19 protein-coding genes and 1 rRNA gene are annotated in these 21637 nt (G+C 33.8%); 13 read left to right on the top strand and 7 right to left on the bottom strand.

All coding sequences use genetic code 11. The features are described 5' to 3' along the window. The 10 genes from dnaA to scpA all read left to right on the top strand — a co-directional run bounded on the left by dnaA (position 1) and on the right by scpA (position 10426). Positions 1–1428 carry a chromosomal replication initiator protein DnaA gene (dnaA, locus tag GIY83_RS24795; protein WP_065451227.1) on the top strand — a complete coding sequence of 476 codons (1428 nt, stop codon included), beginning with the start codon at positions 1–3 and terminating at the stop codon, positions 1426–1428. A gap of 9 nt (positions 1429–1437) precedes the next feature. Then, positions 1438–1902 carry a low molecular weight protein-tyrosine-phosphatase gene (locus GIY83_RS24790; RefSeq protein ID WP_194617552.1) on the top strand — a complete coding sequence of 155 codons (465 nt, stop codon included), beginning with the start codon at positions 1438–1440 and terminating at the stop codon, positions 1900–1902. A gap of 69 nt (positions 1903–1971) precedes the next feature. After that, positions 1972–2685, top strand: coding sequence for an SAM-dependent methyltransferase (locus GIY83_RS24785; RefSeq protein WP_194617551.1), 714 nt, complete (start codon positions 1972–1974; stop codon positions 2683–2685). Positions 2686–2706: 21 nt separating this feature from the next. Continuing rightward, positions 2707–3243 (top strand): energy transducer TonB, encoded by a 537-nt coding sequence (locus tag GIY83_RS25195; RefSeq protein WP_370514225.1) that lies wholly within the window; start codon positions 2707–2709, stop codon positions 3241–3243. A gap of 46 nt (positions 3244–3289) precedes the next feature. After that, positions 3290–4417: a methionine aminotransferase gene (locus tag GIY83_RS24775; protein ID WP_208683995.1), complete on the top strand. Its 1128-nt coding sequence runs from the start codon at positions 3290–3292 to the stop codon at positions 4415–4417. A gap of 77 nt (positions 4418–4494) precedes the next feature. Next, a complete protein-coding gene (locus GIY83_RS24770) occupies positions 4495–5376 on the top strand; it encodes an SDR family oxidoreductase (protein ID WP_208683992.1) in 882 nt (293 codons plus the stop codon). A 377-nt stretch (positions 5377–5753) separates the two neighbouring features. Further along, complete coding sequence (udk, locus tag GIY83_RS24765) at positions 5754–6362, top strand: uridine kinase (protein WP_194617548.1); 609 nt, start codon at positions 5754–5756, stop codon at positions 6360–6362. Positions 6363–6516: 154 nt separating this feature from the next. After that, entirely contained in the window at positions 6517–6852 is a 336-nt protein-coding gene (locus tag GIY83_RS24760; RefSeq protein WP_194617547.1) for a septum formation initiator family protein, read from the top strand. A gap of 23 nt (positions 6853–6875) precedes the next feature. Beyond that, entirely contained in the window at positions 6876–8240 is a 1365-nt protein-coding gene (locus tag GIY83_RS24755) for a methylmalonyl-CoA mutase subunit beta (RefSeq protein WP_194617546.1), read from the top strand. 44 nt (positions 8241–8284) lie between these two features. Next, entirely contained in the window at positions 8285–10426 is a 2142-nt protein-coding gene (gene scpA, locus GIY83_RS24750; protein ID WP_208683971.1) for a methylmalonyl-CoA mutase, read from the top strand. Between the two features lie 47 nt (positions 10427–10473). On the opposite strand, the gene GIY83_RS24745 is transcribed toward scpA, so the two are convergent. The 4 genes from GIY83_RS24745 to dapF all read right to left on the bottom strand — a co-directional run bounded on the left by GIY83_RS24745 (position 10474) and on the right by dapF (position 14139). After that, on the bottom strand, positions 10474–11127 hold the full coding sequence (locus tag GIY83_RS24745) for a peptidoglycan-binding protein LysM (protein WP_194617544.1): 654 nt from the start codon (positions 11125–11127) through the stop codon (positions 10474–10476). Positions 11128–11705: 578 nt separating this feature from the next. Continuing rightward, positions 11706–12746, bottom strand: coding sequence for an endolytic transglycosylase MltG (mltG, locus tag GIY83_RS24740; RefSeq protein ID WP_194617543.1), 1041 nt, complete (start codon positions 12744–12746; stop codon positions 11706–11708). A gap of 10 nt (positions 12747–12756) precedes the next feature. Beyond that, positions 12757–13290 (bottom strand): GNAT family N-acetyltransferase, encoded by a 534-nt coding sequence (locus GIY83_RS24735; RefSeq protein ID WP_208683968.1) that lies wholly within the window; start codon positions 13288–13290, stop codon positions 12757–12759. Positions 13291–13356: 66 nt separating this feature from the next. Continuing rightward, complete coding sequence (dapF, locus tag GIY83_RS24730) at positions 13357–14139, bottom strand: diaminopimelate epimerase (RefSeq protein WP_208683966.1); 783 nt, start codon at positions 14137–14139, stop codon at positions 13357–13359. Positions 14140–14298: 159 nt separating this feature from the next. Between dapF and GIY83_RS24725 the strand changes: the two genes are divergently transcribed. Both GIY83_RS24725 and GIY83_RS24720 read left to right on the top strand, forming a co-directional pair. Then, positions 14299–15699, top strand: coding sequence for a trypsin-like peptidase domain-containing protein (locus GIY83_RS24725; protein ID WP_208683964.1), 1401 nt, complete (start codon positions 14299–14301; stop codon positions 15697–15699). Positions 15700–15907: 208 nt separating this feature from the next. Further along, on the top strand, positions 15908–17356 hold the full coding sequence (locus GIY83_RS24720) for a glyceraldehyde-3-phosphate dehydrogenase (RefSeq protein ID WP_194617539.1): 1449 nt from the start codon (positions 15908–15910) through the stop codon (positions 17354–17356). Positions 17357–17470: 114 nt separating this feature from the next. Here the strand turns inward: GIY83_RS24720 and GIY83_RS24715 are convergent, their stop codons facing one another. After that, complete coding sequence (locus GIY83_RS24715; RefSeq protein WP_173972809.1) at positions 17471–17929, bottom strand: Lrp/AsnC family transcriptional regulator; 459 nt, start codon at positions 17927–17929, stop codon at positions 17471–17473. 201 nt (positions 17930–18130) lie between these two features. Here GIY83_RS24715 and ald point away from each other — a divergent pair, with 201 nt between their 5' ends. Further along, positions 18131–19249, top strand: a complete 1119-nt coding sequence (ald, locus tag GIY83_RS24710) for an alanine dehydrogenase (protein WP_194617538.1) — start codon at positions 18131–18133, stop codon at positions 19247–19249. A 132-nt stretch (positions 19250–19381) separates the two neighbouring features. Here ald and pafA read toward each other — a convergent pair whose 3' ends face one another. Both pafA and rrf read right to left on the bottom strand, forming a co-directional pair. Further along, the gene (gene pafA, locus GIY83_RS24705; RefSeq protein ID WP_208683962.1) at positions 19382–21001 is read right to left on the bottom strand and encodes an alkaline phosphatase PafA; all 1620 of its coding nucleotides are present in this window, start codon (positions 20999–21001) and stop codon (positions 19382–19384) included. Positions 21002–21519: 518 nt separating this feature from the next. Next, positions 21520–21629 (bottom strand): 5S ribosomal RNA (gene rrf / locus GIY83_RS24700). Positions 21630–21637: the final 8 nt, after the last annotated feature.

Below are 21637 nucleotides of genomic sequence, written 5' to 3'. Positions count from 1 at the left end.
ATGACTAAAACTGCTCAATCGGTATGGGAAAACTGTTTGTCCTTTATAAAAGACAATATTCAAGATCAAGCATATAAAACTTGGTTCGAACCAATCAAATCAGTTGAGCTAACCGACAACGCGTTATATATTCAAGTGCCAAGTAAATTTTTCTACGAATGGTTAGAAGAACACTACGTTAAATTATTGAAAGTTGCGCTTACCAAAGAACTGGGAAAAAACGCAAAGTTACTCTATAAAATTAAAATGGAGAACACTTATGGAAATAAACAGCCTTTTACCGAACAGCTGCCAAGTTCCAACAGAGTGCCAATGAAACCTCAAGAGGTTGATGCTCCGTTTAAAAACCTGAATCCTGAACTTAAGAATCCTTTTGTAATTCCGGGAATCAGAAATTTAAAAATTGAATCGCAGTTAAATCCTAATTATAGTTTTGACAATTTCCTTGAAGGAGATTCTAACCGTTTAGCTCGTTCTGCAGGTATGGCAGTTGCCAACAAACCTGGAGGAACATCATTTAATCCTTTATTGATTTTTGGTGGAGTTGGTTTAGGAAAAACACACCTAGCACATGCTATAGGTGTAGAAGTAAAAGACAAATATCCTGAAAAAACGGTTTTATATATTTCTGCCGAGATTTTCACACAACAATATATTGATTCGGTTAAAAAGAATAATCGTAACGATTTCATTCACTTTTACCAATTAATCGACGTTTTGATTATTGATGATGTTCAATTTTTATCTGGAAAATCAGGAACTCAGGACGTATTTTTCCACATTTTCAACTATTTGCACCAAAACGGAAAGCAGGTAATTTTGACTTCGGACAAAGCTCCTGTTGACATGCAGGATATCGAACAGCGTTTGTTATCTCGTTTTAAATGGGGATTATCTGCTGAGTTACACCAGCCAGATTACGAAACCAGAATTTCAATCCTGAAAAATATTTTGTATCGTGATGGTGTCGAAATGCCGGAAGATATTATCGAGTATGTTGCCCGTAATATTAAATCGAATGTTAGAGAACTTGAAGGCGCCATTATCTCATTGATCGCACAATCTTCTTTCAATAAAAAAGAAGTAACGATCGAATTAGCAAAAAGCGTTGTAGAGAAATTTGTTAAAAACGTAAAGAGAGAAATCTCTATTGATTATATCCAAAAAATTGTGTCTGATTATTTCCAGTTGGATATTGAAACACTTCAGTCTAAAACCAGAAAAAGGCACGTTGTTCAGGCAAGACAATTGGCGATGTTTTTCGCAAAGAAATTTACAAAAGCTTCTTTGGCAAACATTGGATCACAAATTGGAGATCGCGATCACGCTACCGTATTGCACGCTTGTAAAACCGTTGACAATTTAGTTTCTACAGACAAACAATTCAAGAAATTTGTAGAAGACATCAACAAAAAACTAACGCTATAAACGCGAATCATGCCAGTAAAAATTTTAATGGTTTGCTTGGGAAATATTTGCAGATCACCTTTAGCCGAAGGTATTTTAGCATCAAAATTACCTGAAAACTTTATAGTTGATTCTGCAGGAACCGGATCATGGCACGTGGGTCATTCACCGGACAAACGCTCTATAGCTGTTGCCAAAAAAAATGGCCTGTGTATTGATGGCCAAAAAGGCAGACAATTTAAAACAGCTGATTTTGACGAATTTGATTATATCTATGTTATGGATAGTTCAAATTACCGAGACGTCATTCATTTAGCCAAAACTCCGGAACACAAAAACAAAGTACATCTTATTTTGAACGAATTATTTCCGGACGAAAACGTAGATGTTCCAGATCCTTATTACGGAACTGCAAATGGTTTCGACAGCGTTTATCAAATGCTAGACGAAGCTGCCGAAATAATTGCCACAAAACTTATCGAAAAACATTCATAATTTTAATGTATTTTAATTACTTAACTGATAATTGAAGTACATTTTTCTTTTAATCCTAAACCATCACAAATGAAACTTCCAGGGAAACTATATTTAATTCCAACTACAATGGGCGAAAGCGATCCTATGGATGTTTTGCCTCAAACCGTAAAAAGAAGTATCGATTTTATAGATCATTATATTGTTGAAAACGAGAAAACGGCCAGAAAATCAATAAAAGCAGTTTCTCCAGAAAAAAAGCAATCAGAACTAATACTTTTCACACTTAATAAACGTACCGAACCAAGCGAACATTTAGACTTCATCAAACCTTTATTAGAAGGAAAAAATGTAGGCTTAATGAGCGAAGCCGGATGTCCCGGAGTTGCTGATCCCGGAGCTGTAATTGTAAAATTAGCACATGAAAAAGGAATTCAGGTTGTACCCCTTGTTGGACCTTCATCTATTTTATTAGCAATGATGGCGTCCGGAATGAACGGACAAAGTTTTACCTTCAATGGATATTTACCAATAGATAAAGACGAAAAAAAATCGGCATTGAAACACTTTGAGAAATTATCTCAGGATAAAAACCAATCTCAAATTTTTATTGAAACTCCTTATAGAAACAATAAATTGGTTGAAGATATTTTGCAAATCGTAAATCCTTCCACTCATCTTTGTATTGCGACGGATATTACGTTACCAACAGAATTTATTAAAACCATGCGTGTGGCTGACTGGAAGAAACTAAAAGTTGACTTACATAATCGACCTACGATTTTCATTATTCACAAAATGTAAACTAACTTTAAAACCATCATAATGAAAAAGTTTCTATTACTAATTTTGATTTGCTTTGTACAAAATACATTTTCACAAAGCACTAAAAAGGATTCAAAAACAAAAGCTTCGCAAACAAAAAGCTCAGAAATACCTATTGTTAAAATTAAGAGTGGTAGTCATAGTGACTCAGATTTAGTACTAGATGGACCAGAATCTTCACAAACTATTATAACTGATAACGACAATGCTGTTTACAATACTGCGGGTATAGAAGTTAAACCAGACTTTCCCGGAGGTATGGAGAAATTTTTCAAATTTGTTGACAATAATTTCAAGTACCCTCAAGACGCCGAAATTGCAAACATTAACTTAAATGGAAAAAAAGTTTACGCAACATTTGTAGTTGAAAAAGATGGCTCATTAACTGATATAAAAATCCTTAGAGATGCAGGTTATGGAACAGGAACTGAAGCAATTCGAGTTCTAAAAAAATGTCCAAAATGGACTCCTGGAGAACAAAATGGTAAAAAGATAAGAGTTTTATATTCAGTACCAATAATTATTAAATCTAATTAGATTATTTAGCATTTCACTCACAAGTTTCCCCTAATCAAACTTTATCATGAGTAAACTTCCAGACGTAACTACAAGCATTTTCACAGTAATGTCTAAAATGGCATCCGAACATAATGCCATTAATCTTTCGCAGGGATTTCCAAATTTTCCTGTAGATGAAAGATTAACTGATATTATTGCGAGATTATCCAAAGAAAACGTTCACCAATATACACCAATGGCAGGTTTTCCGCCATTGATGAATCAAATTGCTAAACTGGTTCAGAGTTCGTATGGCAGAACTATTGTTCCAGAAACAGAAATTTTGGTTACCGCTGGCGCCACGCAAGGAATTTTCACTACGATTTTAGCTTTGGTAAAAACCGGCGACGAGGTTATTATTCTGGATCCAAGCTACGATTCATACGAATCTCCAGTTTTATTGTGTAATGCAAAACCCGTTCGCGTAGCATTAAATGATGATTACACACCCAATTGGGAAACGATCGAAAAAGCGTGTTCATCAAAAACCAAGATGATCATCATCAATAATCCGCATAATCCAACGGGAAAAATTTTGACAGAAGATGATTTTCTTCAACTGGAAAAATTACTTTCTAAATTTCCTGAAATTATTGTTTTATCTGATGAAGTCTACGAATATATTACTTTCGAAGAAAAACACCTTTCAGCTCATACCAAAGATTTCCTTTTAAATCGTTGTATTATGGTTTCTTCTTTCGGAAAATCATTTCATATTACAGGCTGGAAAATTGGTTATACCGTTGCACCCGAACATTTAATGAAAGAAATCAAAAAAGTACATCAGTTTTTGGTTTTCAGCGTAAATAGTATTTCTCAAGCCGCCATAAGTGAATATTTAAATGTTGTTGACGTCAATTTACTTGGAAAATTCTATCAGGAAAAACGAGATTATTTCCAGAAACTGCTTCAAAATAGCCATTTTGAACTAAAACCCTGCGAAGGAACTTATTTTCAGGTGGCATCGTATGCAAACATTTCAAAGGATGACGATGTTACTTTTTGCAAAAAATTAATCACAGATCATGGTGTAGCTGCAATTCCAATTTCTACTTTTTATTCAGATCATAAAGACCAAAAATTAATACGTTTTTGCTTCGCCAAAAATGATTTTACTTTAGAATCGGCAGCAAAAAAATTATGTGATATATAAAGTTTATCAAAATTTTATAACATTATTATGCGTGCATCCTATTTATTTAATTAATATTGTAATAAAAAGAAAAAAATATGAGCTATACAGATAAAATGTTAAGAGATGACGCTTTAAAAGGTAAAGTCATAGTAGTAACAGGCGGAGGAAGCGGTTTAGGGAAAGCCATGACCAAATATTTCTTAGAATTAGGCGCTCATGTAGCCATTACTTCAAGAGATTTAGAAAAGCTAAAAAATACGGCCACCGAACTTGAAACTGAAACCGGAGGAAAATGTTTACCGCTTCAATGCGACGTTCGTCATTATGAAGAAGTAGAAAATATGCTTCAGGAAGTTTTAAAAGCTTTTGGAAAAGTAGATGTTCTTTTGAACAATGCTGCCGGAAATTTCATTTCTCCAACTGAGCGTCTATCTGCAAATGCATTTGATACTGTTATAGATATCGTATTAAAAGGTTCAAAAAACTGTACACTGGCTTTTGGAAAACACTGGATCGATACCAAACAAACATCGGCTACAATATTAAATATCGTAACCACTTATGCCTGGACAGGTTCAGCTTATGTGGTACCTAGTGCTACTGCAAAAGCGGGAGTTTTGGCCATGACACGCAGTTTGGCTGTAGAATGGGCGAAATACGGAATTCGTTCTAACGCCATTGCACCGGGGCCGTTCCCAACAAAAGGCGCATGGGACAGATTATTACCCGGAGATCTTGCTGAAAAATTCGACATGGCAAAAAAAGTGCCGTTGAAACGCGTAGGCGATCATCAGGAATTAGCCAATTTAGCCGCTTACTTAGTTTCTGATTTTTCAGCTTATGTAAACGGAGACGTTATCACTATTGATGGTGGCGAATGGCTAAAAGGCGCTGGACAATTTAATTTATTAGAGGCAATTCCTGAAGAACTTTGGGATCAGCTTGAAATGATGATAAAAGCAAAAAAGAATAAATAATTTTACGTGCTTACTAAATTCAGAATATTTTATTAAAACTATACTGATTGCACCAAATCCCGAAGGTTTACTTTCGGGATTTTTTTATTTTATCTTTATCATATAAATAATATAAGTTCAGTTAAGTATGGTTTTATTTAAGATATCGCGCTACTAATATTAACTTATATGTTTTAAACAAAAAAATTATATTTCGATCATAAAAATCGCAATCTTTTTAACATAAGAGCAATCTAACTTAAGTTAAAATATCATTTTACTTAAATATTTTGCTGCTTAAATTTACTTATATCACTTATATGGTTTAAATAAATAATATGTTCAGACAATTCACTTAAATTATTATTTTTGCCAAACAAATATCAAACAAAAAATATATGCTCATTATTGGAATTGCAGGAGGAACAGGAAGTGGAAAAACAACAGTAGTACATCAAATTATGAACGAATTACCAGACACTGAAGTTGGCGTAATTTCTCAGGATTCCTACTATAAAGAAACCCATAATTTGTCTTTCGACGAAAGAGCATTAATCAATTTTGATCATCCACGTGCGATCGATTTTGAATTATTGGTAAAACATTTAAAAGCATTAAAAGAAGGCCAAACTATTGATCAGCCTGTTTATTCTTTCATACAACACAACAGAACAGACGATACGGTATCAACGCATCCAAGAAAAGTAATGATTGTCGAAGGTATTCTAATTTTGACCAATCCGGAACTTCGTGATCTTTTTGATGTTAAAGTTTACGTTCATGCTGATTCTGACGAAAGATTAATTCGTCGTTTAAAACGCGATATTTCAGAACGCGGACGTGATATCGACGAGGTTTTAACACGTTATCAAAACACCTTAAAACCTATGCATGAGCAATTTATCGAGCCGTCAAAAGCTTTCGCAGACATTATTATTCCAAACGATAAATATAACACGGTAGCCATTGATGTAGTTCGCGCTGTAATTAATCAACGAATTTCATAATTTTTATCGTAAATTTATTCCATAGAATGAGGAGCTATTTCCCGCTCTCGCCTTTATCTTTTTATGTCCGCTGTGGCGGGCATAAAAAGGATACCGGCTCCATCGGGGCTAGAACACCAATCGAAATTAAAAGAAGTAATTAGTTAAAGAGAAAATGAAATTAAAAAACCCATATAAAGACAAACGCTGGTTCAAATTAATGAGCAATAAATATGTTTGGGTTTTGCTCTTTTTCGTAGTCTGGATGTTATTTTTAGACAATTACTCTTATTTTGATCATCGTTTTCTTGACGGACAGATTAACGAATTACAAGACAACAAAAAATATTATCAGGACGAAATAAAAAAAGATCAAGAACAGATCAAGCAGCTTAAAAATCCTGAACAAATAGAAAAATATGCTCGCGAAAAATATTACATGAAAAAAGACAGCGAAGATATTTACATCATTCAATTTGAAGGAGATACCATTCAAGATACAAAAGAATAATCAGAAAAAAGCACACAAACCCAATGGCTACTACCCTATTCGACGATTTTAATCCGATTTCATCCAAACAATGGAAACAAAAAATTCAGTTTGAATTAGATGGAGCAGATTATAACGAAACCGTAATTTGGAATTCTCCGGAAGACATTCAGGTTAAACCGTTTTATCATATAGATGAATTTTCTAAGGCTGCTTCGGTTAAAACTGAGGCATCTAATTTTAAAATTTGTCAAAACATCTTTGTCTATGATATCGAGAAATCGATTCAAAGAGCCATAAACACTATCGAAAGAGGTGCTGAAAATTTACGTTTTACTATCGAAAACGAAAAAATAGATATTCAAAAATTATTAGAAACTCTTCCTTTAGAAAATAGAACTGTTTACTTCAATTTATCTTTTATTTCAATCGATTTCGTAAAAGTATTAGATACCATTTCGATCCAGAAAAAAGCTGTTTTTTATTGCAATATTGACCCAATTGGTCATTTTGCAAGAGAAGGGAACTGGTTTACAACCTCTGATAAAAATAATTTCGAAACGATCGAAAAAATTGCAAAAGCAACTACAAATCTCAACTTAATAAGTATAGATTCCGGTTTGTATCAAAATGCCGGTGCTAATATTACACAACAAATTGCGTATAGTTTAGCACATGCCAACGAATATTTGAATCGTTTACCCACAATTACAAAACCAATTGTTTTTCAAATATCGGTTGGAACAAATTATTTTTTTGAAATTGCAAAACTTCGCGCTTTAAGAATGCTTTTCAAATTAATCGCTTCAGAATACAATCCTGATTTAGAATGTCATTTTTTGGTAACGCCAACCAAACGCAATAAGACTATTTACGATTACAATGTAAATATGCTTCGCACCACAACAGAATGTATGTCGGCTATATTAGGTGGCGCAGATGCTCTGGCAAATTTACCATACGATTCCTTATACCATAAAGACAACGAATTTGGTGACCGAATTGCCAGAAATCAATTGTTGGTTTTAAAACATGAAAGTTACTTTGACAAAGTCAATAATCCAGCTGACGGAAGCTATTACATAGAAAGTCTGACCATGCAATTGGCTGAAAAAAGTCTGGCTTTATTTAAAGATATTGAAGCCAGCGGTGGATTCTTAAAACTTCTAAACGATGGAACCATCAAAAAGAAAATCCAGGAAAGTGCCACAAAAGAACAGGAATTATTTGATTCTAAAAAAGAAGTTTTATTAGGAACAAATAAATATCCCAACAAAGAAGACCGAATGAAACACGATTTAGAGTTGTTTCCTTTTGTAAAAATAAAACCAAGAAAAACATTAATTACCCCGATAATCGAAAAAAGATTAGCCGAAAAGCTGGAACAAGAACGATTGGAACTTGAATAATCATTTTTCAAAGTAATTAATAAACTACTCAAAAGAGTATTTCCATGATAAGAAAAGACCTTAAACATATAAAGTTAGAATTTAAAAGTCATGAGTTAAGCGAACCGATGCATAACCCCGAAGCTATAACTCATAACTTCACTACTGCCGAAGGAATCGAGCTTAAAGAAACTTATTCTGAAAAAGATATCGAAGACTTAGCGTTTCTTGATTTTGGAGCAGGTTTTGCGCCCAATTTGCGAGGCCCTTATGCTACTATGTACGTTAGACGCCCGTGGACGATTCGACAATATGCCGGATTTTCTACTGCAGAAGAAAGTAACGCCTTTTACAGAAGAAATCTTGCAGCAGGACAAAAAGGACTTTCTATCGCTTTTGACTTACCAACACACCGCGGTTATGACTCAGATCATGAAAGAGTGGTTGGAGATGTCGGGAAAGCCGGTGTTGCTATCGATTCTGTCGAAGACATGAAAGTTTTGTTTGATCAGATTCCGCTAGACGAAATGTCGGTTTCGATGACGATGAACGGAGCTGTTCTGCCCATTATGGCCTTTTATATTGTGGCTGCCGAAGAACAAGGTGTAGCAATAGAGAAATTATCAGGAACGATCCAGAATGACATTCTAAAAGAATTTATGGTTCGTAACACCTATATCTATCCGCCAACACCTTCTATGAAGATTATAGCCGATATATTTGAATTTACGAGCAAAAAAATGCCCAAATTCAATTCTATCTCTATTTCGGGATATCATATGCAGGAAGCCGGAGCAACGGCTGATATTGAATTGGCTTATACTTTGGCAGACGGTTTAGAATATATTCGAACCGGACTTTCTACAGGAATGACGATTGATGAGTTTGCTCCCCGCCTTTCTTTCTTTTGGGCAATTGGAATGAACCACTTTATGGAAATTGCCAAAATGCGTGCCGGTCGTATGATTTGGGCAAAATTAGTTCAGCAATTTAATCCTAAAAGTGATAAATCATTAGCCTTAAGAACACATTGCCAAACCAGTGGATGGAGTTTAACTGAACAAGATCCTTTCAATAATGTTGCCCGAACTTGTATCGAAGCAACTGCAGCAGCTTTTGGAGGAACTCAATCCCTACACACCAATGCACTTGATGAAGCGATTGCATTACCAACAGACTTTTCGGCAAGAATTGCCCGTAATACACAGATTTTTTTACAGGAAGAAACTAAAATTACCAAAACCGTTGATCCTTGGGGAGGAAGTTATTATGTTGAAAGCCTGACAAATGAAATTCTAAAAAGTACCTGGAAACTGATCGAAGAAGTTGAAGAACTTGGCGGAATGACAAAAGCCATTGAAGCGGGAATTCCGAAACTAAGAATCGAAGAAGCTGCAGCCAGAAAACAAGCAAGAATTGACAGCGGACAAGATATTATTGTAGGAGTAAACCAATATCGTCTGGAAAAAGAAGATCCTTTGCATATTTTAGATGTGGATAATCAAATGGTCCGCAAACAGCAATTAGCGCAACTGGAACAAATAAAAGCAACAAGAGATACTAAAAAAGTAAATCAATCACTGGAAAAATTAATACTTTGTGCTAAAACCGGACAAGGAAACTTATTAGAAATTGCTATTGAAGCCGCTCGAAACAGAGCAACATTAGGCGAAATCAGTGATGCTCTCGAAAGTATTTTTGGCAGGTATAAAGCGCAAATTAAATCCTTTAGCGGTGTGTATAGTGCAGCAATAAAAAACGACGAGAATTTTGAAAAGGCAAAACAATTAGCAGATGCCTTTGCCAAACAAGAAGGAAGACGTCCGAGAATTATGATTGCCAAAATGGGACAGGACGGTCATGATCGTGGTGCAAAAGTAGTGGCAACTGGTTATGCCGATGTGGGTTTTGATGTCGACATAGGTCCACTTTTTCAAACTCCTGCCGAAGCTGCCAAACAAGCGGTTGAAAACGACGTACACATTTTAGGCGTTTCATCTTTAGCAGCAGGCCACAAAACATTGGTCCCGCAAGTTATCGAAGAACTTAAAAAACACGGACGTGAAGATATCATGGTTATTGTGGGAGGAGTAATTCCGGCACAAGACTATCAATTTCTATTTGATGCTGGAGCGGTTGCCGTTTTTGGGCCCGGAACTAAAATTAGCGAAGCGGCTATTAAAATTCTGGAAATTCTAATTGACTAAAAAAAAAAATCCCGAATCTATTCGGGATTTTTTTGCTTATGCTTAATCTAAATTTGATCGTGTATTGTAGCATCACTATTTGCTTCGATACGAGAAAGATCATAACCTCCAAAGGCTTTCATATAACTTTTTAATGAAGTACCGTAAGCATCTCTAAAATGCCTGTTTCCTCTATTTTTAAAAAAGTTTTTGACTGAACCAGCTCCTCCAAGGTGTGCAGCGGCTAAAATTCCCGATTCGGTAATTTCGATACCACTGATAATCTTGCCTTCATACTTTTCTATTTCATTACGTAAAATCCATTTGTTTTTTGACAGTAATGCAATAAATGCTTTTTCTTGTAATGCAGGATCTTTTAAAAAGGCTTTGTCATTTTTAACACCAACAGCTCTTAAAGCTTTAGAACCAAATTGGTATTTACCCATATAACCTAACGAATTTACCAATCGGTATTTTCCCTGAGATTCTTTAAAGGCTACCGCTTCTTTAAAACTGATTAGGCGTTTTTCTGTAAATAGAACATTTACCTTTTTTATTGTAGGATAATCATCCTCTTCTTGCGATGGAAACACGTATTCTGATCCATCTGTTTTTTCTATTAAAAACCAAGGTTTGGTTTCCAGATTAAAGGGTTTAAAGCCCAAACTTAAAAATGTAATAATAACGATCAAACTCGCATAAAAATACCACTTCTTTATCATAAATTGTTTTTCTTCAAATCACTGTCACCTCTTTGAAATTTCTACGGTGCAAAGATAAGAAATACAAAACAACCCTGTAAATCAACAAGTTACTTATTTTTAAGAATATAAATATAGCCACTAATCCCTTTATTGATGCAGATTACGAGGAGAAAAGCAAGACTTTTATTTTGCTTGAAAAGCACCAAAATATAAATCTAAAAAATGCAATTTTTATCATTTTTTTAGCAAATTAGTTAAAATAGCAAGATTAAACTTACCAAACGTTTGGGATTTTTAAAGATAATTTATGCCATTTAAATTTGGTTCTTTCATTAAATTTATGTAAACTAAAATATAATCTTTTGTAAATTTCAATTTTAAAGTATAAATAAAATAGAGAATATTAATTGATAATTTTTGATTGTATTTTTAAAAATGAGAATCAAAATTGAGAAAATCTTCAATTAAATAATCTTCTGTATTTGTCAAAAAAATAATTATTTTTCAAATAAAACTACCTAAGTATATAGCATAAAAAAACCGAAGCTTTATGCCTCGGTTTTTTACTATTTTTAATCATTAATAATGAAAAGAAATTATCTTGTAACTCCCTGGCTAGCGATCCAGTCTGAATATTTTTTTGCATTTATTTGATGTTGCTCATAAGTTGATGCAAATTCATGATATCCAAAACGATCTATACTGGCACAGAAATAAATATAATCATTCTTTTCAGGATTTAAAACTGCATCAACAGCTGTGATATCAGGCATAGCGATTGGTCCCGGAGGCAGTCCTATATTTACGTAAGTATTATATGGAGACCTCATAACCAAATCATTATAAAAAACTCTCTTGATCACCTGATCAAAATTATTATCTCTAAGTTTTAAAGCATAAATTACTGTTGGATCTGCTTGTAATGGCATTTCTAAACGCAAACGATTCAAATATACACCAGCAATACGAGGTCTTTCATCTTTTTTAACCGATTCTTTATGAACAATAGAAGCTAAAATTGTAGCCTGAACCGGAGTTAAACCTTGTTTTTTGGCTTTTTCAATCCTTTCAGCCGTCCAGAAATTATGGTATTCCTTAATCATTTTATCACGGAATTTCTCTGCAGAAGTATTCCAATAAATCTCATAAGTATTTGGGATAAACATCGCAAAAACATTTTCTTCATTAAAACCATTTTCTTTTAGAAAAGCCGGGTCTTTAATCGCTTTTATTAAAGATAAACTATCTGCTTCGATCTCTGCACCTACTCTTCCGGCAAAGTTCTCTAAACGTTCCTGGTTATTAAAAGATAATTTTACAGGAATATTGGCTCTCATTGCACGAACCAAATCGATATTATTCATGTCTTTTTTAAGTAAAAAACGACCTGACTTTACATTTTCAGGATAACTTCTTTTATTGGCTACCATTTCAAAATTGTCGAAATTCTTAATGTAAGGCGCTAATATTTTCTTTACATCTGTATAATTTGCATTTGAAGGAACGTAAACGTAAAGTTCCTTTTCTTCAAATTTAGTATTGGCACTGAATATTTTACTAATTAAAATAAATCCGTAAATCATTAAAACTGAAATTACGGCTACAGCAGTTATTGTGATGATTTTTTTTAAGCTCAAAGTATAAAGTTTAAATTTGTTTATTAATTAATTGAAAAATTGCTTCGTCTTGATAGTGGTTATTAAGCAAAATCCAATCTTTTTTGATTCCTATCTTATCAAAGCCAAATTTAGTAAAAAGAGCTATACTTGCTACATTTCCTACAGCTATATTTGCATACAACTGATGTAAATTTAAATTACGAAAAGAATACTTGATTAAAAGTTCTAAAGCCTCAGAACCAATATTTTGATTTCTATTTTCGCCTTTCTGGATAACAATTCCAACACCCGCCCTGTTATTTTTTGGATCAAATTCGAATAAATCAATTAATCCAATCGCCGGAAAATCCTGATCCTGACAGATTGCCAAACGCAATTGTTTGGCTTCGTAAATATCCTGTTGTGCATTTTCGAGATACTGACGAACTAAAAACCGACTATAAGGTGTTTGTGTATTACTGACTTCCCAAATGCTTTCATCATTTTCCATTGCATAAACAAACTCCAGATCATTGGGTTCTAATGCACGTAGATAAATATTTTCTCCTTTGAGTGTGATCATTAATGTATTTCAGATTTTAGATTGATGATTTTAGATTATTACTCTTGGAATTTGGAATTTGAATTTTTATATCTCTATTGTACCTTTAAAAACAAATTTTGCAGGACCAGTAAGGAAAACATTGGTAAAATGATCTCCTAATTTATCAAAAGACACAACAAGTTTTCCTCCTTCAACATTTAAGTTTATAGAAGTTTTATCTGTTTGACCTATAGCGTTCATTGCTATCGCCACTGCTGTTGCTCCTGTTCCGCAAGCCAGGGTTTCATCTTCCACTCCTCTTTCATAAGTACGAAGTGAAAAAGTACTATCATCAACTTTTTTCACAAAATTGATATTACTTCCTTTTTCTCCATATAATTCACCGTAACGAATTGCAGCACCATTCTCTTTTACATTATAATGTTCTAAATCATTAACAATTTGAACATGATGCGGAGAACCGGTATCTAAAAAAGTATAAGACTCTTTCTTTTGTACTTCATCAACATCAATCATTTGCAATGAAATAATAGCATCATCGCCTACAGAAGCGTGATGCAAACCATCTGTTGCTATAAATGTAGCTTCGTCCTTAATCACGCCTAATTGGTTAGCAAAAGCCACTAAACAACGACCGCCGTTTCCGCACATTGAACTCTGATTTCCATCTGAGTTATAATACACCATTCTGAAGTCAGTTTCAGTATCATTTTCAAGCAGGATAAGTCCATCAGCTCCTATTCCAAAACGTCTGTCACACAGGCGTTCAATCAATTTAATGTCATCTTTTGGAAAGAAATCTGAACGGTTATCAATCATTACAAAATCGTTTCCTGTACCCTGATATTTATAAAATTCTATTTGCATTTTTTTTACATTAGTAATACAAAAGTACGAACAAAAAATTAATGAAATGTTAATCAATGTTAAAGAGCGTTAAACCATTTTATTCGTTAATTTTTTGAATTATTTTTACATGAAATTACATAAACATAAATTATAACAACTTAAACATATAATATAACTATGAAAAGACTTTCAACCTTATTTTTGGTTTCACTACTCAGTGGTGCTACTACACTTGGTGCTTACAAGTTATTATTTGAAAGCAACAATTCTTTTTTTGGAAGACAAAATTCTGTTGTAACTCTTGCCCCTAATTCGTTTGGAAAAAATGTTGCTTTATCTGCTGAAACGGTCGATTTTACAGCTGCCGCAGATAAAACAATTCACACTGTTGTTCACGTAAAAAATGTTTCGCGAAGAACAGTTAGCAACCCTATGCTAGAATTTTTCTATGGCTACGGTGGCCAACAGCAACAAGAGCAAGTTGGAACCGGATCTGGTGTCATTATTTCTGAAGATGGATATATTGTCACGAACAATCACGTGATCAAAGATGCTACAGAAATAGAAATCACTTTAAACAATAAAAAGTCATATAAAGCAAAATTAATTGGTACCGATTCTAAAATGGATATCGCGTTACTAAAAATCGATGCTAATGAAAAACTACCTTATACAGCCTTTGCCAATTCAGATTCTGTGAAAATTGGTGAATGGGTTTTGGCTGTTGGAAATCCATATAACCTAACTTCTACTGTAACTGCCGGAATTGTTTCGGCGAAAGCCAGAAATTTAGACACTAACGGAATCCAGTCTTTCATTCAAACTGATGCTGCTGTAAATCCAGGAAATAGTGGTGGTGCATTGGTGAATACGAGAGGAGAATTAATTGGTATTAATACCATGATTTCATCTATGACAGGTTCTTACGTTGGTTACTCATTTGCTGTTCCTTCTAATATTGCCCGAAAAATTATCGAAGATATTATGGAATTTGGAAATGTTCAACGAGGAATTCTGGGTGTCGAAGGCGGAGAATTGAACAGTACAGCTTCAAAAGAATTAGGCGTTACTGAAACCCAAGGCTTTTACATTAGTAAAGTTTCTAAAAATTCAGGTGCAGAAAAAGCAGGCCTTGGTAAAGGAGATATTATTGTAAAACTTGATGATCAAAATATTGCAACATATGCTGATCTTTCAGGATACATCAATACAAAACGACCAAATGATGTTGTCAAAGTAACTTATATTAAAGACGGCAAAACGAAAACAGTTCCGGTAACTTTGAGTAAAAATGAATTCTTTAGTACCGAATTTAAAGGAATTGAATTAGAAAATATTGATGCTGCCGACAAAAAGAAATTCAGAATTGATTATGGTGTAAAAATCAGAAATATCAACAATGAAAATTTAATGCAATATCAAAACGAATTACAAGGTAATATTATCCTGAGTATTGATAATGTAAAAGCAACAAATATCGAGACCGTTTCTAAACTTTTAAACAGAAAAGATGAAGGACAAAGTTTACGTCTTGAAATGATCAATAAAAACGGAGAAATCCTTAGAATTATTATTTAATCACAGTTTACAGTCGCAGTCTTCAGTCGCAAAAAACTGATCACTGAGACTGACACTGAAAACTCAAAAAAAGTCATCTTAGCAATAAGGTGGCTTTTTTTATTTTTCAAAAATAAATCATAAAATAGTTTACGAAATCGATTGAAATAGATACTTTTGCGCAAAATTTAAAAATATTCGTGTATTTATTTTTTCAATTTAATCAATTATGAGCAAAAAATCTTTGTACCAAAAAGAGGTATCATTACAAGTCGACCGAAGAAGAGCTGGTGTCGAATTAATTAAAATCATAAGCGATTTATGGTATGACAAATCCATTGAAATGGTTTTATTCAAAAATCAGTTATTGGATAAAAATGTCAGCGATATTATCAATTTGCATCAATATGCAGGTGAGTTTGTAGGCAAACCTATCACCATTTTTGATTCGGTTGAAATCGCAAAAGTTATTTTATCATTAGATCTTCCGCCTGCGAAATTAGATCTTGGAAAACTGACTTACGAATATCGTTTAGAAGATGAAAAATATCCTGATGCTCGATATTTTGTTTTCGAAAAATTGAAAAAAGCCAAATCATCTGAAGAAATCCAGCCTAAAGATATTGTCTTATACGGTTTTGGAAGAATCGGACGTTTATTGGCAAGAGAATTAATGTCTAAAACCGGAAAAGGAAACCAATTGCGACTGAGAGCGATTGTAACCCGTGATAAAAATGATGCATCTACATTAGAGAAACGAGCTTCTCTTTTGAGATATGATTCTATTCACGGCGATTTTCAGGGATCTGTGATTGCTGATCCAAAAAACAATGCATTGATTATCAACGGAACAACCGTACATATTATCACTGCAAATTCCCCTGAAGAAATTGATTATACCCAATACGGAATCAATGATGCACTAGTGATCGATAATACCGGGGCTTTTACTACTGAAGAAGCTTTAAAAAGACATTTAACATCACCAGGAACGAGTAAAGTTTTATTGACAGCACCCGGAAAAGGAATTCCGAATATTGTACACGGTGTAAATCACAACCAATATAATCCTGATGAAATAAATATTTTTTCGGCTGCTTCCTGCACTACAAATGCTATCACACCTGTTTTAAAAGCAATTGAAGATACATTAGGAGTTGTAAAAGGGCACTTAGAAACTATTCACGCTTACACAAACGACCAAAATCTGGTCGATAATATGCATAAAAAATACCGTCGCGGAAGAGCTGCAGCTTTAAACATGGTTATTACCGAAACTGGTGCCGGAAATGCTGTTGCAAAAGCTTTACCATCATTAGAAGGGAAATTAACTTCAAACGCTATTAGAGTACCTGTACCAAATGGTTCTTTGGTAGTTTTGAATTTAGAAGTTAAAAAAGCAACTTCGATTCCTGCCATTAATAAAATCATGAAAAAATATGCTCTTGAAGGAGAATTGGTCGAGCAAATAAAATATTCATTAAACAACGAATTAGTATCATCTGATATTGTTGGTACATCTGCTCCATCTATTTATGATAGTAATGCTACAATTGTATCCAAAGACGGAAAAAATGTTATACTATATATTTGGTATGATAACGAATACGGTTATAGCCACCAGGTAATTAGATTAGCAAAATACATTGCCAAAGTAAGACGTTTTACTTACTATTAATATAAAACCAAAACCAACCATTTATCTAAAACCATCAGGCCATGTCTGGTGGTTTTTTCTTAGAAACTACTCAACAAGATCTTAATGGCTTAAAACAGAATAGAACTTGTAGAATTATATAGGTAAAACAGTTGTACTCTTTACCTCAGAAATTACAAAAACAGTATTGATAAGAGAAACCTCCGGTAATACCGATAATTTTTTTTGATGAAACTGATGATAGCTTTCCATATCCGGAATGATAATTTTTAGCATATAATCAAAATTTCCTGAAACATAATTGCACTCTACCACTTCTGGTAAATCAAGAATTGATTGATTGAATCCTTCTGATGTGTCATAAGTTTGCTTCGTTAAAGTAACCTGGCAATAAACCGTAAGATTATTACCTAGTTTTTTCTTATTCAAAATCGAAACATACTTTTCAATAACTCCATCTTTTTCAAGACGTTTTACCCGATCATGAACAGGGGTTAAAGACAAATTTATTTTGTTTGCGATGTCTTTTAGCGTGTAGTGCGCATTTTCCTGTAAGAGACGTAAGATTTTTTTGTCAATTTCATCTAAAGCCATAACGAAAACGTTTTCTGTAATTAATAAAAATAAGTCATTTTTTCTCTTTCGACGAGTTTAAACACTCTCAAATAGAATATTTTTCTGTAAAAGTATTAAATAAAATAATATTTTCTTATTTATAGGTCCTTAATCCATAATAAATTCTCTATCTGTAGTTTTGTAAAAGAATCTCAACAAAAACAAAAAAATCCAACAAAAATGATAATAGGTGTTCCAAAAGAAATAAAAAATAACGAAAACCGTGTAGCATTAACTCCTGCAGGAGTTTCTGAAATGAAAAAACACGGACATGTAGTTTATGTTCAGGCAACTGCTGGTTTAGGAAGTGGTTTTAGTGACGAAGAATATACAAATGCAGGTGCTGTAGTTTTAGCAACTATCGAAGAAGTTTACGCTATTGCTGAAATGATCATCAAAGTAAAAGAGCCAATTGCATCTGAATATCCACTAATCAAAAAAGATCAATTATTATTTACTTACTTCCACTTTGCTTCATCAGAGCCATTAACTCATGCAATGCTTGAGAAAGGTGCTGTATGTTTAGCTTACGAAACAGTAGAAAAAGCAGACCGTAGTTTACCATTATTGGTACCAATGTCTGAAGTTGCTGGCCGTATGGCTATCCAACAAGGAGCTAAATATCTTGAAAAACCATTAAAAGGAAGAGGAATTCTTTTAGGTGGTGTTCCAGGTGTACCTCCTGCTAAAGTTTTAATTTTAGGCGGAGGAATCGTAGGAACTCAGGCTGCAAAAATGGCTGCTGGGTTAGGTGCTCAGGTAACTATTATGGATTTAAGCTTGCCACGTTTACGTTATTTAGATGACATTATGCCTGCAAACGTAAATACTGAAATGTCTAATCACTACAATATTACAAAAGCAATAGCTACAGCAGATTTAATTGTTGGAGCAGTTTTGATTCCAGGAGCAAAAGCACCTCACTTAATCACTCGTGATATGCTTAAATTAATGCGTCCGGGAACAGTTGTTGTTGACGTTGCTGTTGATCAGGGAGGATGTATCGAAACTTGTACCCCTACAACACATGAGAACCCAACTTTTATCATTGATGATATTGTTCACTACTGTGTAGCGAATATGCCAGGAGCAGTTCCTTATACTTCTACTTTAGCTTTAACGAATGCTACTTTACCGTACGCAGTACAATTAGCAAACAAAGGATGGGAAAAAGCTTGTAGCGAAAACGAAGAATTGAAAAAAGGATTAAACATCGCTAACGGAAAAATTCTTTACAAAGGAGTTGCTGAAGCTTGGAATCTTCCTTTTAACGAAGAGTTAGTGTTAGCAAACGCATAGTGCTAACATTAAAATAAGTGCTTACTAAACACTATTTAAAGGCTTTTCTTAATTGAAAAGTCTTTTTTTTAGACATAAAAAAAACCTGTCACAAATTATGGCAGGTTTTTATTTTATCTCGAATAGTGAAAACTATTTTTTCTCATCTAATACTTCTTGCAACACTTTTGCTTCAGTCCCATTTGGAAAAGTAACTTTAATTTTCTGTGCTATTGTTGGAGCAATTTCAGTAATGGCTTTCTTATCATAAGATTCTCCCTTTTTAATATGCCATCCGTAAAAAATAGCCGGTACATGAGTATCATAGCTATAAGGTGTTCCGTGAGATGTTCCTGTAGTCGAATATTCAATATCTCCAGGCTTATCTATAATAACCAAATCTCCATTTTGAGTTACATCAAAACCTTTTGCAACAAAATTTAAATAATAGTCATTTCCTGAATTAGCCAATATTTCCTCTTCAGTATAAACCTTTTTAACTTGTGGCTGTGAAATCAAAAATTCTTTAAAGGCTTGTTTAACTTTTACTAAGTCTAACTTTTTATCTTTAATAATTTGCTTATTAAAGAAAACATTGAAATTTGAATAATTTAAGATCAAATCAACTCCAAATGTTTTAACAGAGAAATCCTGTAAACTCTTTTTCACATCTTTAGACGGATAATTATCTACATTATATTTTCGGTCTTTCAAATAAATCACGTTTTCAGCACCAGCGTGATCTGCAGTTAAGAAAAGTAAATAATTTCCTTTCCCTACAGTTTTATCTAAATAAGTTAAGAAGTCGGCAATAGTTTGATCCAATCTTAAATAAGTATCTTGTAACTCCATAGAACGTGGCCCTAATAAATGACCTACATAATCAGTAGAAGAGAAACTTACAGTCAAAAAGTCTGTAATATTATCTTTTCCTAATTCTTCTTTTTCAATAGCTTTCTTAGCAAATTCAGCCAATAAATCATTTCCAAAAGGAGTTGCTCTTAGAACTCCGGCATCATTCTTTTCAAACATTGATTTTAAATCATACGGGAAAACAGGAGCTGCACTTCCGTACAATTTACCCTCATAAGGATTATTGTCTGGTAAACTTTCGTTATACGTAGAAACAGGTTTATACAAATCCCAACCTTTATTAATGTAATGCATATAATGTTTCTCATTATTAAACTCAGTAACCCATTCCGGCAATTTTTCTCCGTAGAAAGTACTAGAGATAAAAGAACCCGTTTTACTGTACCAAAAAGCCCAATTTGCAAAATGACCCGCCGGTAAAATTGCACCACGATCTTTAAGGCTAACTCCAATAACTTTTCCCTCAAAATTAGTAGCCATTCTTACTTCGTCCGTAATAGTAGTACTTTGTAAATTCCTAGGAGACATTGCTCCTTCTTCAGCAGTACCATCACCTACCGTTTTTACACCTGCATCATCTGTACAATACACTTGCTTGCCAAGCATTCTGCTAAACCATTCGTTACCCACAATTCCGTGAGTCGCTGGTGTAGTTCCAGTGTAAATAGATGCATGTCCCGGAGCAGTATAAGTAGGCATATAATTATAATGCATATTCTGAAAAGTATATCCATTATTCATTAATCTCTTAAATCCGTTTGGCGAGAAATCATCCGAAAACCGATATAAATACTCCATTTTCATCTGATCTACTACAATACCTACCACCAACTTAGGTCGCTGTTGAGCACTTAAATTTGAAATAACAAACAATGTCAACAATACAATACTTTTTTTCATACTTCAATTATAATATTTAATACAAAAATACAGATTCACATTTAGATAGGCTAACCCAAAATAATTTAAAACTTAAAAACGATTATAATTTAACAGAAATTATTACAGAAAATTACACATAAATTTATTTGGGTATCTCCGCTGCGGCGGACCCGGCTATCCGCTAAATCTTTTGCAAAAGAGGTTTTGGGCAGGCTTCGCCAGAAATGTAGTGTGACGCAAAAGGATACCGCTCCCATCCCTAACGCGGTCTCGTATAAATAAGAGATTGATTTTTTAAAAGAAATTCCAATTCCCCGACTTGAGGATGAAATTCCAAATTCCAACGATTAAAAAATTATTAGTTTCACTGAGATCCCAATGTAAATCGCCACAAAGCTTTGCGAACTTCATAATTCAAAAGAAGAATAAAAACTTTTGCTACCGATAGCTATCGGGATTGCGGTTAAATCCAAAAAACACAAAAGTGCTTATAAAACAAAAAATCCTCATCAAATAAATGATGAGGATTTTTAAAAGAAAGGCGACGACATACTCTCCCACATAACTGCAGTACCATCTGCGCAGGCGGGCTTAACTACTCTGTTCGGGATGGGAAGAGGTGAGCCCCGCCGCAATAACCACCTTAAGGTCGTT

This window comes from Flavobacterium sp. SLB02, assembly GCF_009664855.1.
In the GTDB taxonomy this organism is placed as follows: Bacteria; Bacteroidota; Bacteroidia; order Flavobacteriales; family Flavobacteriaceae; genus Flavobacterium.
The sequence above is the reverse complement of the archived record's forward strand: the minus strand, read 5'-3'. Positions and strand labels throughout refer to the sequence as shown.

Coding starts and splice junctions, on each gene's coding strand:
- dnaA (WP_065451227.1), top strand. CDS start 1: ATGACTAAAACTGCTCAATCGGTATGGGAAAACTGTTTGTCCTTTATA.
- GIY83_RS24790 (WP_194617552.1), top strand. CDS start 1,438: ATGCCAGTAAAAATTTTAATGGTTTGCTTGGGAAATATTTGCAGATCA.
- GIY83_RS24785 (WP_194617551.1), top strand. CDS start 1,972: ATGAAACTTCCAGGGAAACTATATTTAATTCCAACTACAATGGGCGAA.
- GIY83_RS25195 (WP_370514225.1), top strand. CDS start 2,707: ATGAAAAAGTTTCTATTACTAATTTTGATTTGCTTTGTACAAAATACA.
- GIY83_RS24775 (WP_208683995.1), top strand. CDS start 3,290: ATGAGTAAACTTCCAGACGTAACTACAAGCATTTTCACAGTAATGTCT.
- GIY83_RS24770 (WP_208683992.1), top strand. CDS start 4,495: ATGAGCTATACAGATAAAATGTTAAGAGATGACGCTTTAAAAGGTAAA.
- udk (WP_194617548.1), top strand. CDS start 5,754: ATGCTCATTATTGGAATTGCAGGAGGAACAGGAAGTGGAAAAACAACA.
- GIY83_RS24760 (WP_194617547.1), top strand. CDS start 6,517: ATGAAATTAAAAAACCCATATAAAGACAAACGCTGGTTCAAATTAATG.
- GIY83_RS24755 (WP_194617546.1), top strand. CDS start 6,876: ATGGCTACTACCCTATTCGACGATTTTAATCCGATTTCATCCAAACAA.
- scpA (WP_208683971.1), top strand. CDS start 8,285: ATGATAAGAAAAGACCTTAAACATATAAAGTTAGAATTTAAAAGTCAT.
- GIY83_RS24745 (WP_194617544.1), bottom strand. CDS start 11,127: ATGATAAAGAAGTGGTATTTTTATGCGAGTTTGATCGTTATTATTACA.
- GIY83_RS24735 (WP_208683968.1), bottom strand. CDS start 13,290: ATGATCACACTCAAAGGAGAAAATATTTATCTACGTGCATTAGAACCC.
- dapF (WP_208683966.1), bottom strand. CDS start 14,139: ATGCAAATAGAATTTTATAAATATCAGGGTACAGGAAACGATTTTGTA.
- GIY83_RS24725 (WP_208683964.1), top strand. CDS start 14,299: ATGAAAAGACTTTCAACCTTATTTTTGGTTTCACTACTCAGTGGTGCT.
- GIY83_RS24720 (WP_194617539.1), top strand. CDS start 15,908: ATGAGCAAAAAATCTTTGTACCAAAAAGAGGTATCATTACAAGTCGAC.
- GIY83_RS24715 (WP_173972809.1), bottom strand. CDS start 17,929: ATGGCTTTAGATGAAATTGACAAAAAAATCTTACGTCTCTTACAGGAA.
- ald (WP_194617538.1), top strand. CDS start 18,131: ATGATAATAGGTGTTCCAAAAGAAATAAAAAATAACGAAAACCGTGTA.
- pafA (WP_208683962.1), bottom strand. CDS start 21,001: ATGAAAAAAAGTATTGTATTGTTGACATTGTTTGTTATTTCAAATTTA.